We start from the raw sequence: 15209 nt of genomic DNA, 5'->3' as shown, positions 1-15209 counted from the left end.
GCTTTTCTTCCTTGCTTAACTGTGTTTAATAATATCATATTATTTTTATTCTGTCAATTTCTTTTGTTTGAACTATTCCTTAATTATTCGTTAATCCATTTGTTTATATTTTTAAATATACTTTAAACTCATTATTATTACAAGGAATATTAATTGATATAATAAAGAGTTTTCTAATGTAAAAAATTTTATATTTCTGAATTTTTTTTCAAATGATATTATTTTTTTATTACATATTTTTTCTAAAATTATATATAATATAGTTCCAACAAAGAAGTATATATAAGGTGATATTTCTATACTTTTATATTCAAATATTTTATTTGAATATATATATGTCAAAAAAAACATTACAATATAATTAATTATATATTTAAAATTTATATCTTTTTTTATTTTAAATTTCTTTAATACTTTTATCATATACATTCCAGATACTAATACATTAATATTTAAAAATAAAAAATTTGGAAGTGATTTTTTTATAAAATAGAACATCGAAGGATATACTCCAGAAAGACTCATAAATAATATTATCATTAATATATATATATCTATAGAAATAAAACTTCCATTTAATTTTGTTAATGATTTAGTTTTTTCTTTTTCATATATATCTTCAAATATAAAAAATAATATACCTTTACTGAACATATGATAAATTATAAAATAAATAAAGAGATCTTTATTTATTAATATTATAAGTAATCCATAACTCATATTTGTCATTGTAGAAAAAGCAAGCATTTTTTTTATGTCATCCTCAAATAATGTAAATATTGAAGAAATCGTAGCTGTTATTAAAGAATAATAAATTATTATATTATTTATTTTTGTATCTATTGACGGAGATATTAAATATATTGTATATAAACCTATTTTTACAATTAATCCAGATAATAGAGGAGATATTCCTTTTATAGCTTCTGAATGTGCATCAGGTAACCAACCAGATAATAATATTCCTCCAGATTTAATTAATAATGAAAATGTTATTAATATATATGGTATTGTATCAATACCTTTTTCTAAATTATATGGAAGATTTAATGTTCCACTTTTCATATATATTATTCCTACCCCAATCAAATAAAATTGTAAGGCTATTGTACTCATAAACATATATTTCATAGAGGCCCATATTCTTTTTGTATTTCTATCCATGGCTATTAATAAAAATATTATTATAGATATTAATTCTATATGCACATATATATTAAAAAAATCTCTACTCATAAAAAAACTATTTATACTTCCATATAAAACTAAAAAAAATAGGTTGAACTCTTTTTTATAAATATCTTTAACTCTAAAAAATATTAGTATAAAAAATAATAAAACTGATAATAATAAAATCCTTATTTCAGCATTAAAAACAAATTCTATGCCTCTTATAAAATCATAATTACCTGGAGTAAAATTCCCAGGTTTTGAAATCATTATTATAAAAAAATTATAGATAAAACTTATATAAACAGGAATATTTTTATATTTTGATTTTATTAAGTAACATATTATTCCTGCAGATATTGGTATTAAAGCTAAAGTTAAATACATACTCATCCCCTACTTATTTTATCTTCTATTTCATCTATAAGATGTGTTTTTATTTTATTAGATAAAATCATTATAAATACAAGCATTAAAGAAAGATTTGCAAAACCTATAACTACTACTGTCAATAAAAAAGAATGTATCAAAGGATCTGAATATTTATCAATATTCAAAGTGATTATTGGAGATAATCCTTTGTATGCAATGGAAACAAAAAACAAAACATTTCCAGATTGGAATACTCCAAGATTTATAAGTTTTAATATCATATCTCTTTTTATTATAGTTCCAATAAGTCCTATTGCAGAAATAATTAGTGAAAGTATAATGTATATATGCATTATATAGTCCCCCTATGCTTTATAAACTTATACAGAATTGTCCATGTACCAGCAAATACTTCAAATGCTATTAAAATATTCAATAACATAGCTCCACCACCACTGAATAATTCTCCAGGATTACCTTTTAATGGAATATTAGAAAAAAAAGCCCCATTCCAAAAATATCCCAATAATCCATATAAAGCTATGATCAATGGAACTAATATTTTTACTTTTTCTATTTTGGATTTTATAAATATTTTTTCTATTTCATCTATAGGTTTAACAAAAGAAACTCCTATAAGTCCAGTTCCGAGTATTACTCCAGCAGTAAATCCACCTCCAGGGCCTAAATGACCTGTAACAGATATATATAATGTTACTAAAACTATTATTTGAAATAGTATTGGAGTTATTATTTTAACAACTATGCTATTTTCTTCAACAGAAATATTATTTTGTTCTGGAAGCTTTTCCATATAAAAAGATATTCCTATTACTGATAAAGTGAAAACAAGTACTTCAAAAAAAGTATCTATCAGTCTATAATCTAGTACTATAGCTGATACCATATTTATAGATCCATTTTCATTTATTATATCTTGAGGTTTAAAAACAGGATTATATATTTCATTTATATTTAAAATTTCAATACTGAGAATAGAAATTAATATAATTATACTTAATACGGTGATCATTTTTTTTATCATCCTATGTATCTCCTTATAAGTTCATTATATTTTTTTTCATCTTTCTTTATTTGACTTATATATTCATTAAATTCATTGGCCAAAAATTCATCTTTTTTATTAAATGCTACTTTATAACCAGTTTTATGAAGTTCAAGTAATTCTTTTTCATCAAATTTCTTACCCAGTAAAAATAAATATTTTAATCTGACTAAATCTATTATAAAGTTTTCTTCTAATTCTTCAACAGGGTATATATTTTGATTTTTATTTTTCAATATTATTCCAATAGGACTTTTTAAACCTTTTCCTGATTTTAATATCTTTGTAGGGAGTATTTCTTTTGAAAATGTTATTCCATCAACTTCTATTAAAGGGCAAATACCTCCTATAAGTATATCTCCATAATCTTTTAGTTCCATAAGTGGTTTTTTTGTTTTAATTTTTATAAAATTAGCTTCTAATCCTTTTTCATCAAGAAATTCTTTTATAAGATTATATTCAAATCCTCTCAATTCATCATTTATTTCTTCTATCATATATGGTGTTTCTAAATATAAAACTTTTATTTTAGCTACTTTTTTTATAGCTATTAAATATATAAAAAATATGAAAGCAGATCCAACAGTTATTTCTACTAAAGCCACATCCGGAGCATTCATTAAAAAAAAGATCCCTGATATTGCAGCACCGAATATTCCATAAGCTATTAAAGCATTTAAATTGTTATTTTGAAATAAAATATATATTGAAATTATTATCAATATAATAAAAAAGCCGTATATCATTAATATCATTTCTTATTCCCCCTGACTTTTATATCACTTTTTGAAGCTCCAAAAGCTAAAAGATGCGATATAACAGGAGAAGTTATTAATAAAAGTATTGAAATTATTATCAGTTTAGAGATATGTTCCGGATTTTTTATCATTAAAGATATTAAAATGGTAAAAATTCCCACTGTATCAGAAATTCCAACAGCTTGGATTCTTGAATAAAAATCTTTCATTCTTATCATTCCATACGTACCAATTATTATTAATATCATTCCTAAATAGAAAAGTATATTAGATATCATTTTTTCTTACCACCTTTTTGTAAAAAACGTGTGGTTATCAATATTCCAAAAATATTTAATAAAAGAAAGACTATTATCATATCTAAAAGAAAAAATTGTTTTGATTCAAATATATATATTAACATTATTAAAATCACTTTTGATGAAAATGAACTATATGCCAATAAACGGTCCCACTGTGTGGGGCCGTTTATTAATTTATATACTGTTATTATTAATGATAACATTAAAAATATTTGTATTATGTTGTTCAAAATAACTCTCCTTCCCAAACATCTTTTTTAGAATGTGCTTCTTCTTCGCTCGATGCTATTTTATGTATTAATAAATAATCATCAAACTCATCTACAAATAATGTCCCTGGAGTAAGAGTTATGCTATTTGATATAGCAACTTTTTGAGATTTACTTTTATTCTTTACTTTATATGAAACTAATCCAGAATGATTTTTCTTAAATATTAAAGGTAAAAACGTTATTGTTGATTTATACATATTCAATATTGTACCTAAAGAAGATATAAATATTTCTACTGTTCCTTTTATTTTTTTATCAAAAAATATATTTGTTATATATTCAGTAAAAAGAACAAATATTATTCCCATTATTATAGAAAAATCAGAAAAATCATTCATCATAATCATCCATATTAAAAAAAGAAATATACTAAGCATTATTTTATAATTTTTCTCCTATAAAATTAGATACTTTTTTCATAAGTTCTTCAATATTATCAGTTTTGTAGCTAAAACCAGCTGCTTTTTTGTGACCACCACCACCAAAATGAACAGCAACTTCTGATACATCAAACCATGATTTAGATCTCATGGATATATGATATTCATTATCTTTTGCTTGATTATACATTATAGCAACTTCAACACCTCTTAAAGATCTCAGATCCCCAACAAAAGGAGGTGTGTCTTTTTGCTCTATTCCATATTTATTTAACATTTCTAAACTTACTGTGGAATAAGCAAGCTTATTATCAAATTCAAATCTCATTTCTTCTAATACATCTTTCATTAATTTTATATGTTCTATTGGTTTATTTTCAAGAATTTGATTAGTTATTTTATTTAAATTTGCACCTTTATCAACTAAATAAGCTGCATCTGTGAATACCTTAGAATTTGTATTAGAATATTTAAAAAAGCCTGTATCTGTTGCTATACCTAATAAGTTTATGGTTGCAAGTTCTTCATCATATTCTACATTCAATTCTTTGAGCACCTCAAGAACTAATTGAGCAGCTGATGCAGATTCTGGAACAACCCAATTAATATTACCATAATTTAAATTTGTTGCATGATGATCTATAACGATTACTCTTTTATATTCAAAAAGGTCCTGTACTCTTCCTACTCTATCAGGTGAAGATGCATCTACTATTATTATCAAGTCTGCAGGATTGTTTTTAGCACAGTCAAAATCTCTAACACATTTATTTATAGCTTCAAATCCAGATAAGTATTCTGGAATTTCATCATCTATTACTCCTACAACTTTTTTGCCTATTTTTTCTAATCCCATAACCATAGAAGTGACAGAACTCAAATCATCTCCATCAGGCATTATATGACCTGCAACTAATATTGTATCTGCATTTTTTATTTCATTTATTATTTCCTTTATCAAAATTAATTCCTCCTCTTTAAAATAGCTTTATTGCATTTTTTACAACTTGTTCAAATTGTGGTTTTATCTTATCTGCAATCTGTATAACTTCAGAATGATTTAATTTTTTTGGTAATATTCCACTGGCCATGTTTGTTACAGCTGAGAAAGCTATAACATTTATTTCAGCATGATTTGCTGCAATTATTTCTGGCATGGTTGACATTCCTACAAGATCGGCATGAAATTTTTCAAACATTTTTATTTCCGCCGGAGTTTCATAATTAGGCCCTAAATACCAAGCATATGTGCCTTTTTTTATACTTATATTATCTTTTTCAGCACATTCTTTTATAACTCTATTAGCCCAATTAATATCTATTGGTTCAGCCATAGGTACAAATCTTTGACCCAACTCTTCATAATTAGGTCCTATCAACGGATTTCTAAATGATACATTTATATAATCAGTATTAGCAACTATATCCCCAGGATTAAATGTCCTATTTATTCCACCAGAAGCATTCGTTAAAATCAATCCTTTAATTCCAAGATTTTTCATGACATATATTGGAAAAGTTATTTTTTTTATATCTAATCCCTCATATGCATGAAATCTTCCTTTTAATGCAACAACTGAAACTCCATCCAATTTTCCAAGAACTAATTTTCCATCATGTCCTTTTACTGTTGAAGTTGGGAAAAAAGGTATTTCATCATAATTAAACTCTTTTTTTTCTTCAATTTTATCTGCTATATAACCTAAACCAGAACCAAGTATTAATCCTATAATAGGTTTTTTGTCGGTTTTATCTTTTATATATTGCGAGGCTTTTTCTACTTTAGTCAACATTTTTATACCTCCTTTTATTCTACTATTATCATTTTAGCATCTTCAATTGAAATTATTAAAAGTTTTGAATTTAAATTTATTTCTAAACTATTTTCGTTTTTTTCTTTTACAGATACACTCATCCCAGGATATATACCCATTTTAAATATTTTTTCTTTCATATCTTGATCACCGGATATATCCAAAATTTCAACTTCTTCTTCTATTTCTATTTCATCGAGCGTTGTTCTAAAAATATGCGGTAATTGAGATTTATATTTTTTTGTAAAATCTTGAAGCTTTTTATATTCTATTGGGTTTCTTTTTAAAAATATCAATAAAGATTCTAAAGACACAAAAAAGTTTTCTGTCATATGATGTTCAACACCACAAGCTAATTTATATGCTTCTTCTTTAGATAAATTAAGCATATTTACAAAAAAATCTACAAGAGTTATATATTTTCTATAAACTCTTTCTGCTTCAGAAAGTCCTTTATCTGTTAAATCTATATATCCATATTTTTCATGAGTTACATATCCAAGTTTTTCAAGCTTTTTTATAGCCTCAACAGTAGAAGCATCTCTAACTTCAAGCATTTTAGAAATTTCTTTTATTCTTGGTATTTTTCCATCTATATGTAATATATAGACTACTCTTAAATAATTTTCAAGACTTTCAGAAATATTCTTTTTCATATAATCTACTCCTTAAAGACTTTTAATATGTATTTGTTTTCTTGTTTCAGATCAATTAAACATTCACCAATTTGAATTAAAGGTTGAAGTTCATTTGTTTCTCTTGCAGCCACAACAGTTCCAACTGAATAATCATTTAACATTACTTTTGTACCAGGAGGATATAATCCAATAATTTTTATAAATACTGATACTATATCTTTATCAAATATCTTTTCAACATTTTGTATTATAAAAGAAATTGTTTCATAATTATTCCAAGGTTTTTTATAACTTCTTTTTGAAGTTAAAGCATCATAAACATCAGCTATAGTTATTATTCTCGCTACGAGAGGAATTTCTAAATCGCTTTTGTTATACAAATAACCTTTTCCATCAAATTTTTCATGATGATATAATATCCCACCGAGGACATCTTCATCAATTATTTTATTTTTTAATGCAATTTCATAACCATATCTAACATGATTTTTTATAATTCTAAACTCCTCATCATTTAATTTATTTGGAGAGTTTAAAATTTCATTAGATATTTTTGTTTTGCCTATATCATGAATTAAGGCAGAAAAAGAAACTTTTCTCACCATTTTCTCTCTAAGCCCCATATTTCTTGCTATTAAAGTTGCAACAACACATACATTCAAAGAATGAGTATAAGTATATTCATCATATTCTTGTAATTTTTTTAAAGGTAAATATATTAAATTTTCTTTATTTTTAATCATTTTTTTTGATATGTTATCCGAAATTTCTTTTAGTTTTTTTTTATCAAAATATTTATTTCTTTCGAGTCTTGTTAATTCATTTTTTATTTCATAATACCCTTCATTTAATTGTTCTTCATCGAGAATAGTCATATCATAAGCTTTATTTTCATATACAGGTATAACAAAAATACCATTAGCTAAAATGGTATTTTTGATTCTTTCATTTATTATTATACCTTTTTCTAAATTTAAATATGGTATATCAACAGCTAATATGTATTTAAAGGGATTTATTTTTTCAACATTTCGAAACTCATTCACCTTTTAAAACCTCTTTTATAAATATACCAGTTTCAGATCCAGTTTCTATTCTTTCACCATCCATTTCAACGACGGGGAACACTGTTGCACGTCCTTTTTTTACAACTATAGCTTTTTTATTATTATTTAAAAGAACAGTTGTACCTGTTGGATATAATCCAGTTATAGAAAAAAATGTACTCACATAATATGGATCGAACATCTTTCCAGACTGCTTTAAAAGGAAACTTATTGCTTCATATGGATTTTTTCCAGATTCTATCATTGAATCATAAGCATCTCCAACTTGAAGTATTCTTACCAAAGGATTTATTCTCTCCCCAGATAATCTCATAAATATTCCTTTTCCATCATATCTTTCATGATGTTCAAGTATTGCATCTATTGCTTCTTTAGATATATTATCTTTAAAATTTTTCATAGCTTTGTATCCAGATATTAAATGTGATTTTACAGTTTTATTTTCAAGATCTTCATAGTCATTTATAACTCTTTCTCCTAAAAAAGAATATCCTATATCATGTAAAAGACTTGCTTTTAAAAGTTGAAATGTAAATACATAAGGCATCTTTAAATTTACAGAGATTATTGAAGATATAATCGCCGTATTTATAGAATGTGCTGTTAAAGCTTCATCACCTATTGCATGAAAAAGATTCAAAACTATATTTTCTTCTTCAACAAAAGTTGAGTATATATCTTTTACTAATGTATTTAATTCTTCTGAGTTTTCATTCAATTTTGTTATATCTTTTACTTTTTCGAATTGATTAGTCCATGACTCATATTTTTGTTTTTCAACTACTGGAGGTATTTCTTTAAATATTATCTTTATATCTTTATCCATTTGAAAATCGTCTTCATCATAAACATATACCATTTTTATAGAATAATTTTTTAATTGTTGTATATCATGAGCAGTTAGAACTGTTCCTTCTGATAATAATATAATAGAATTTTTTGTAACATCCTCAGCAATTACATAACCTGGTTGTAAATCAGAAAATAAAACCTTTCTCATAATAAGTCCCCTCCATAATTAACCCTTTATTCGGGATTTAACATAGATGTATATCTATTAGAAGAAAATATAATATTTGAAGCTTCAATAACATCTTCCATTTGTACTTTTTGGATTTTTTCAACAATTTCATCTATATTTACAATTCTTCCATAAGTTAAATAAGAATCCAATGTGTTCATTCCAAGTGCTACATTACTTTCAATGTCTATAGTTAATCTACCTATTAATCTTTTTTTACCATAATTAAACCACTCATTTAAATCTTTTCTATCACTAAAATTATATATGGTTTCACTTAATCTATCATTATAATTTTTTATATTCTCAGATGTAGTAGCAGCAAATATCAAAAATAATCCATTTTCTCTATAGGCATTGTAATCCGTAGCAATCTCATATACTAATCCTTCTTCTTCTCTTATTTTATTGAATAAAAGAGAACTCATCCCACTTCCTAATAAAGTGTTCAATATGAGACTTGGATAATAATATTCACTTTTTTTATTTGGAGCTTTAAATGCATTTATTATATAATTTTGAGATAATTCTTTCTTTGTCTTTTTTATTAATATATCTTCTTTTTTTAATATCGGACTTTTAAAGTCATTATTAATACCAGACTCTCCAATATTCATCTCTTTAAATTTTTTCAATATTTTTTCTTCATCAAATCCTCCAGAAACTACAACTATTGTATTTGAAGGATTATAATGTTTTTTGTAATAAGGATAAAGTTTTCTATTATTTAATTCTCTAACGGTATGCTTATATCCTATAACAGGTCTTGCAAAATCTTCATCGAAAATATTTTTAGAAAGATTTTCAAAAGTTAAATCTACTGGATCATCTTCATACATTGCAATTTCTTCAAGTATTACATTTCTTTCTTTTTCTATGTCTTCATCTATGAGCGTAGCATTAAAAGTTATATCGGAAAGTATATCTATAGCTGTTTCTATTTCTATACTTGGAACTTTTGAGTAAAAAACTGTCATGTTTCTTGTAGTAAAAGCATTTAAACTTCCACCAACTTCTTCAAGAGGTTTTTTTATCATTATATTATTTCTATTTTTAGTTTTTCTAAAAACTGTGTGTTCTATAAAATGAGATATTCCAGCTATTTCTTCTTTTTCATGAGAAGAACCTGTTTTTACACAGTACATAACAGCAGCACTTCTCATAGTCTTTCTTGGGAGAAGTATAACATCCATGCCATTTTTCATTTTATGTAAACTGTACAAAATTAATTACCCCCATTTTCTTTTTCTATATCTTTATCTTTTTTTTCATCATTATTTGAATCATTTTTATCATTTGAAGTTTTCTCTGGTCTTGGAGCACGTTTAGGTTTTTCATATCCTTCTTCTTTTAATTGGAATTTAGATTGAGATTCTATACTTATTACTTCTACATTTATTTTATCATCAATTTTTAATTCAGTTGGTTTTTTTGACATATTTGAAATATGTAATAATCCTGATTTTCCAGGCAAAACTTCCACAAAAACTCCGTATTTTTCTACTCTTTTTATTTTTCCTTCATATACTTTTCCTTTTTCTATTTCAGATACGAGACCTGTTATATATTTTATTGCTTTATCTACCATATCTTCAGCCATACCACTAACTTTAACAATTCCTTCATCATCAATGGATGTCTCTGTATTATATGTCTCATTTATTTTCTTTATTATTCTTCCACCAGGTCCAATGACATCTCCAATTTTGTTTACTGGTATTGTAATGGTTTTTATTTTAGGTACAAATGGAGAAAGTTCTGGTCTTGGTTCAGATATAGCATCATACATTAAATTTAATATTTTTAATCTTGCAATTTTAGCTCTATCAAGAGCTTCACGCATTATTTCTTCATTTACTTTATCAACTTTTACATCCATCTGAAAAGCTGTTATTCCTTCTCTCGTTCCAGTAACTTTAAAATCCATATCTCCTAAATGATCTTCAATTCCAAGAATATCAGTTAACACTACATTTTTATCTTCTTCAAATATTAAACCCATGGCAACACCAGCAACATGTTTTTTTAGAGGTATTCCGGCATCCATCATGGACAAAGAAGCTGAACATACTGTAGCCATAGAAGATGAACCATTTGATTCTAATATTTCAGATACAACTCTTATTGTATATGGAAATTCAGATTCTGAAGGTATTAAATTTTTATGTGATCTTTCTGCAAGATGACCATGACCTATCTCTCTTCTTCCTGGGCCTCTTAAAGGTCTTACTTCTCCAGTTGAAAATGGTGGAAAATTATAATGTAACATAAATCTTTTATCTTCGTCAGAAAAAATAGTATCAACCATTTGAACATCCATAGGTGCTCCAAGTGTTGTTATTCCTAAAGATTGAGTCTCTCCTCTAGTAAAGAGTGCAGAACCATGAACTCTTGGAATGACTCCTATTTCACATGTAATAGGTCTTATTTCGTCTATCTTTCTTCCATCGGCTCTTTTATTATCATCTACTATAGATCTTCTCATGAGTTTCTTAAATATTTCTTCATAAGTTTCTTTTAAATAACTTTTCTTTTCAAGATAAAATTCTTCTGTCCATTTATCAAGATATAATTCTTCAAACTTTTCAAATACTGAATCCTTGAATTCCTTTAGTTTTTTATCTTTATTTTTTTTACCTTCTACCATAAGCGCTTCAAAAAGAGTTTCTTTATTTATTAAAGATTTAAAATCATTTATAAACTCTTCAGGATATTCTGGCACTTCAACTTCCCATTTTTCTATATTAAATTCAGATATAATTTCTTCTTGAATAGATATTATTTCTTTTATAGCCTTATGAGAAAAATTCAATGCTTCAACCATAATTTCTTCACTAACTTCATGTGCTTCTCCTTCAACCATTGTAATAGCTTCTTTTGAACCAGCAACAACTATGTCTATTTCTGATTTTGAAAGTTGTTCTTGAGTTGGAAAAGCTATATATTCTCCATCAATCAATCCTACTCTAACACCAGCTACAACACCGTTAAAAGGTATTGGAGATATATTCAAAGCAAGAGAAGCTGCTGCTATACTCCAAGTTTCAATAGAATCATCATTTAACATAGAAAAAACAGTTGATATTACCTGTATTTCATTATGAAAATCCTTTGGAAATAAAGGCCTTATAGGTCTATCTATAAGTCTTGAAGATAAAATAGCTTCTTCAGATGGTCTTCCTTCTCTTTTAACGAATCCACCAGGAATTTTTCCTATTGCATAAAATTTTTCTTTAAAATCTACTGTTAAAGGTAAAAAATCTGTTCCTGGTTTAGCAGTTTCAGATGCATTAACGGTTAATAATATTGTAGATTCGTTAAAAGTCAACAAGATAGAACCATGTGATTGTTTAGCCATTTTTCCATTTTCGATTCTAAGTTTTCTTCCGAATATTTCTTTTTCCCAAAATTTCATTCATTTCACCTCTCTGTATTAATTCATTTCATTATATTCTACCATATTTTATTGATTTTAATAACAAAAAAGCAGGGTTATTCTACCCCGCTTTGATTATCCTCTTATTTGAAGTTTTTTTATCATTTCTTGATATAATTCTGGTTTTTCCTTTTTCAAGTATTTAAGCATCTTTCTTCTCTTTCCAACCATTGACATCAAACCTCTTCTTGAATGAAAATCCTTAGGATGTTTTTTTAAATGATCGGTTATATGTTTTATCCTTGCAGAAAGAATAGCAACTTGAACTTCAACAGATCCTGTATCCTTTTGATTAATTTTAAATTCTTCTATAAGTTCTTTCTTATAGTCTTGTTCTAATCCTCTAGCCATCTTAATATCACTCCCAAATTTTATTCCTAAAACCAAGTAAAGGGTATTTAATCCACTAAACTGAGTAAAGGTAATATAATTATACAATATTTTATAATAAAGTGTCAATGAACTTTATGTTATAATTATAGTAATAACTTTTATTGTTTGAGGTGTATTTATGAATATTTCTATTTTTTCTTTTTTATTTAAAGATGTAGATTTTTTTAAAATGGCTTATGATATTAGAAAAAAAGTCTTTATCGAAGAACAAAATGTACCACCAAATCTTGAATTAGACGGTTTAGATGCAGGTTGTATTCACTATGTTCTTATACATGACGAAAATCCTGTTTGTACTGCAAGAGTAAGATATTTAAATAGTTCTGAAGTTAAACTCGAACGTGTTGCAACTATATATGAATTCAGAAAAAAAGGTCTCGGGAAAGAACTTATTAACTATATTGAAAGTGATTTATTGAAAAGAAAAGTAAAAAAGATAACTTTGAATTCTCAACTTTCTGCAAAAAAATTTTATGAAAAATTGGGTTATAAATCTATTTCAGATATTTTTTTAGAAGCTGGAATTGAACATTTAAAAATGGAAAAATATTTATAAAGTTACCTTATTTACATTTATTTAATTGAATTATTTTTTTTTGATGTTATAATCTGTACGAAGTTAATATGTTTGTAAGAACGGAGGAGCACTAAAGATCAGTAATCTAAATTGAAATCTTGAGGAAGATATGATTTAGATGAAAGGCGATAGTGCCGAAGAATATGAGTTTTCCTCAACTCATACTTCTGGTTATAAAGAAAATATCTTTATAATTGTCACACTTTTGTGGAGAGCCGTTCAGCTAATTTGTCATTTAATTAGTGCTTCTCCACAGGAGAAGCACTTTTATTTTATCATTTTTTGAAGGAGTTGTTTTTTTATGGATTATGGTTTTTGGTCTCTAATTCCACCTATCGTGGCAATTGGTTTGGCTTTTTTAACTAAAAGGGTTTTATTATCACTTTTTGCTGGAATTTTATCTGGTGCTTTAATCGTCACTCAGGGAAATATTATAGATGCTTTTGTAAAAATAATAAAATTAATGTGGGATAATTTAGAATTTTCTAATTTTAAATCCTTTGAATCATTTAATGATTCTTGGAATTTATTTATTTTATTATTTTTAATAATTCTTGGAATAATGGTAGCTTTGATATCAAGAGCTGGTGGTGCTCTTGCTTATGGAAATTGGGCATCTAAAAAAATAAATTCAAAAAAAGGTGCTTCTTTATCAACTTTTTTACTCGGAATTTTAATATTTTTAGATGATTATTTCAATTCTTTAACAGTTGGAACTGTAATGAAACCTGTTACTGATAAACATAATATTTCTAGGGCTAAATTAGCTTACATAATAGATTCAACAGCTGCCCCAATTTGTATAATTGCACCTATATCAAGCTGGGTTGCAGAGGTTATTTCACAATTAACTCAATCAGGAGTTGGCACAGGTGAACTTTCTAATTTTAATCCTTATAATGTATTTTTAAGTTCTATATTTTTTAATTCTTATGCAATCTTGACAATTTTTATGGTTATACTAATAAGCGTTAAAAAATTTGATTTTGGCCCTATGTATGAACATGAATATAATGCTGAATTTAATAATGATTTATTTAATGGTAATAAAGATGCATCAAACGAAGTTGAAATGGATGTTATTCCTGGTAAAAATGGTAAAGTTATTGATTTAGTTCTCCCGGTTCTCGTATTAATTATATCTATAATATCTTTTATGCTTTATACAGGAGATTTTGTTTTATTTGGCGGAGAAAATAATCTTGCAGTAGCTTTCGAAAATATGAATTCTGCTTTTGCATTATTCTGGGGTGGGTTAATTTCTTTAATTTTTACTATAATTTATTTTTTAATTAGAAAAACTATAAATTTTAAAGAGTTTGGTTCTCTATCTTATAAAGGTTTTAAAATGATGCTACCAGCAATAAAAATATTAATATTTGCATGGACAATAGGATCTATTATAAGAAACGATCTTCAAACTGGAGAATATATCGTAAGTCTTGCAAGTGATAATTTCCCTATAGAAATAATGCCTGCATTATTTTTTATAATATCTGGAATTGTATCTTTTTCAACTGGAACAAGTTGGGGAACTTTTGGTATACTCATTCCAATAGCAATCCCTATGGCTTTACATACAGGAAGACTTGATTTAATAATTCCTATGGTATCTGGTGTTCTTTCTGGTGCAATATATGGAGATCATGCTTCACCTATATCAGATACTACCATATTGAGTTCAACAGGAGCAGGTTGTCATCATATAGATCATGTTCAAACTCAATTTCCATATGCAACCACAGTTGCAATAATATCATTTACAGGTTTTTTAATAGTTGGTTTTTTAGCTAAGTTTGGATTATTAATTGCAGGATCCATTAGTTTGATTTTTGGATTTATCACCTTATATTTTGCAGTAAAAATATTACATATTAAAACAGAAAAAAAATATTCTAAAAATATATCAAAATAAAAAAAAGAGTTAGTTCATATCACTAATA

17 protein-coding genes and 1 riboswitch are annotated in these 15209 nt (G+C 26.0%); of the genes, 2 read left to right on the top strand and 15 right to left on the bottom strand.

The features are described from left to right. Positions 1-111: 111 nt before the first annotated feature. The 15 genes from PWP28_RS10325 to rpsO form a co-directional block, all read right to left on the bottom strand. Positions 112-1557 carry a proton-conducting transporter membrane subunit gene (locus PWP28_RS10325; RefSeq protein ID WP_308644691.1) on the bottom strand — a complete coding sequence of 482 codons (1446 nt, stop codon included), beginning with the start codon at positions 1555-1557 and terminating at the stop codon, positions 112-114. A 2-nt stretch (positions 1558-1559) separates the two neighbouring features. After that, on the bottom strand, positions 1560-1895 hold the full coding sequence (locus PWP28_RS10320; RefSeq protein ID WP_109606434.1) for a cation:proton antiporter subunit C: 336 nt from the start codon (positions 1893-1895) through the stop codon (positions 1560-1562). Continuing rightward, complete coding sequence (locus PWP28_RS10315) at positions 1895-2587, bottom strand: MnhB domain-containing protein (protein ID WP_109606433.1); 693 nt, start codon at positions 2585-2587, stop codon at positions 1895-1897. Before PWP28_RS10315 ends, PWP28_RS10320 begins: the two co-directional genes overlap by 1 nt. Then, entirely contained in the window at positions 2584-3363 is a 780-nt protein-coding gene (locus tag PWP28_RS10310; protein ID WP_109606431.1) for a hydrogenase subunit MbhD domain-containing protein, read from the bottom strand. Before PWP28_RS10310 ends, PWP28_RS10315 begins: the two co-directional genes overlap by 4 nt. Continuing rightward, positions 3360-3644, bottom strand: coding sequence for a monovalent cation/H(+) antiporter subunit G (mnhG, locus tag PWP28_RS10305; RefSeq protein WP_109606429.1), 285 nt, complete (start codon positions 3642-3644; stop codon positions 3360-3362). Before mnhG ends, PWP28_RS10310 begins: the two co-directional genes overlap by 4 nt. After that, positions 3641-3898 carry a monovalent cation/H+ antiporter complex subunit F gene (locus PWP28_RS10300; RefSeq protein ID WP_109606427.1) on the bottom strand — a complete coding sequence of 86 codons (258 nt, stop codon included), beginning with the start codon at positions 3896-3898 and terminating at the stop codon, positions 3641-3643. The genes mnhG and PWP28_RS10300 overlap by 4 nt, the downstream gene beginning before the upstream one ends. Then, positions 3895-4317, bottom strand: a complete 423-nt coding sequence (locus tag PWP28_RS10295) for a Na+/H+ antiporter subunit E (RefSeq protein ID WP_109606425.1) — start codon at positions 4315-4317, stop codon at positions 3895-3897. The genes PWP28_RS10300 and PWP28_RS10295 overlap by 4 nt, the downstream gene beginning before the upstream one ends. A gap of 4 nt (positions 4318-4321) precedes the next feature. Beyond that, positions 4322-5281 (bottom strand): bifunctional oligoribonuclease/PAP phosphatase NrnA, encoded by a 960-nt coding sequence (locus PWP28_RS10290; protein WP_240597620.1) that lies wholly within the window; start codon positions 5279-5281, stop codon positions 4322-4324. A 16-nt stretch (positions 5282-5297) separates the two neighbouring features. After that, entirely contained in the window at positions 5298-6113 is an 816-nt protein-coding gene (locus tag PWP28_RS10285; protein WP_109606423.1) for a purine-nucleoside phosphorylase, read from the bottom strand. A 14-nt stretch (positions 6114-6127) separates the two neighbouring features. Continuing rightward, positions 6128-6790, bottom strand: coding sequence for a metal-dependent transcriptional regulator (locus tag PWP28_RS10280; RefSeq protein WP_109606422.1), 663 nt, complete (start codon positions 6788-6790; stop codon positions 6128-6130). Positions 6791-6795: 5 nt separating this feature from the next. Beyond that, on the bottom strand, positions 6796-7818 hold the full coding sequence (locus PWP28_RS10275) for an HD-GYP domain-containing protein (RefSeq protein ID WP_308644690.1): 1023 nt from the start codon (positions 7816-7818) through the stop codon (positions 6796-6798). Next, a complete protein-coding gene (locus tag PWP28_RS10270) occupies positions 7811-8839 on the bottom strand; it encodes an HD-GYP domain-containing protein (protein WP_109606418.1) in 1029 nt (342 codons plus the stop codon). Before PWP28_RS10270 ends, PWP28_RS10275 begins: the two co-directional genes overlap by 8 nt. Before the next feature lie 26 nt (positions 8840-8865). After that, complete coding sequence (locus tag PWP28_RS10265) at positions 8866-10083, bottom strand: pitrilysin family protein (protein ID WP_109606416.1); 1218 nt, start codon at positions 10081-10083, stop codon at positions 8866-8868. Positions 10084-10085: 2 nt separating this feature from the next. Further along, positions 10086-12275, bottom strand: coding sequence for a polyribonucleotide nucleotidyltransferase (locus PWP28_RS10260; protein WP_109606414.1), 2190 nt, complete (start codon positions 12273-12275; stop codon positions 10086-10088). Between the two features lie 96 nt (positions 12276-12371). Beyond that, complete coding sequence (gene rpsO / locus PWP28_RS10255; RefSeq protein ID WP_109606412.1) at positions 12372-12647, bottom strand: 30S ribosomal protein S15; 276 nt, start codon at positions 12645-12647, stop codon at positions 12372-12374. 160 nt (positions 12648-12807) lie between these two features. On the opposite strand from rpsO, the gene PWP28_RS10250 reads away from it, so the two are divergent. Both PWP28_RS10250 and PWP28_RS10245 read left to right on the top strand, forming a co-directional pair. Further along, on the top strand, positions 12808-13245 hold the full coding sequence (locus tag PWP28_RS10250) for a GNAT family N-acetyltransferase (RefSeq protein WP_109606410.1): 438 nt from the start codon (positions 12808-12810) through the stop codon (positions 13243-13245). Positions 13246-13318: 73 nt separating this feature from the next. Continuing rightward, a riboswitch (Lysine riboswitch) is annotated at positions 13319-13492 on the top strand. Positions 13493-13567: 75 nt separating this feature from the next. Next, positions 13568-15181 (top strand): Na+/H+ antiporter NhaC family protein, encoded by a 1614-nt coding sequence (locus PWP28_RS10245; protein WP_308644689.1) that lies wholly within the window; start codon positions 13568-13570, stop codon positions 15179-15181. The last annotated feature ends 28 nt before the right edge of the window (positions 15182-15209 follow it).

The sequence above is a fragment of the Oceanotoga sp. genome (assembly GCF_030445905.1).
Lineage (GTDB): Bacteria > Thermotogota > Thermotogae > Petrotogales > Petrotogaceae > Oceanotoga > Oceanotoga teriensis.
This window is presented reverse-complemented; position numbering and strand designations above follow the sequence as displayed.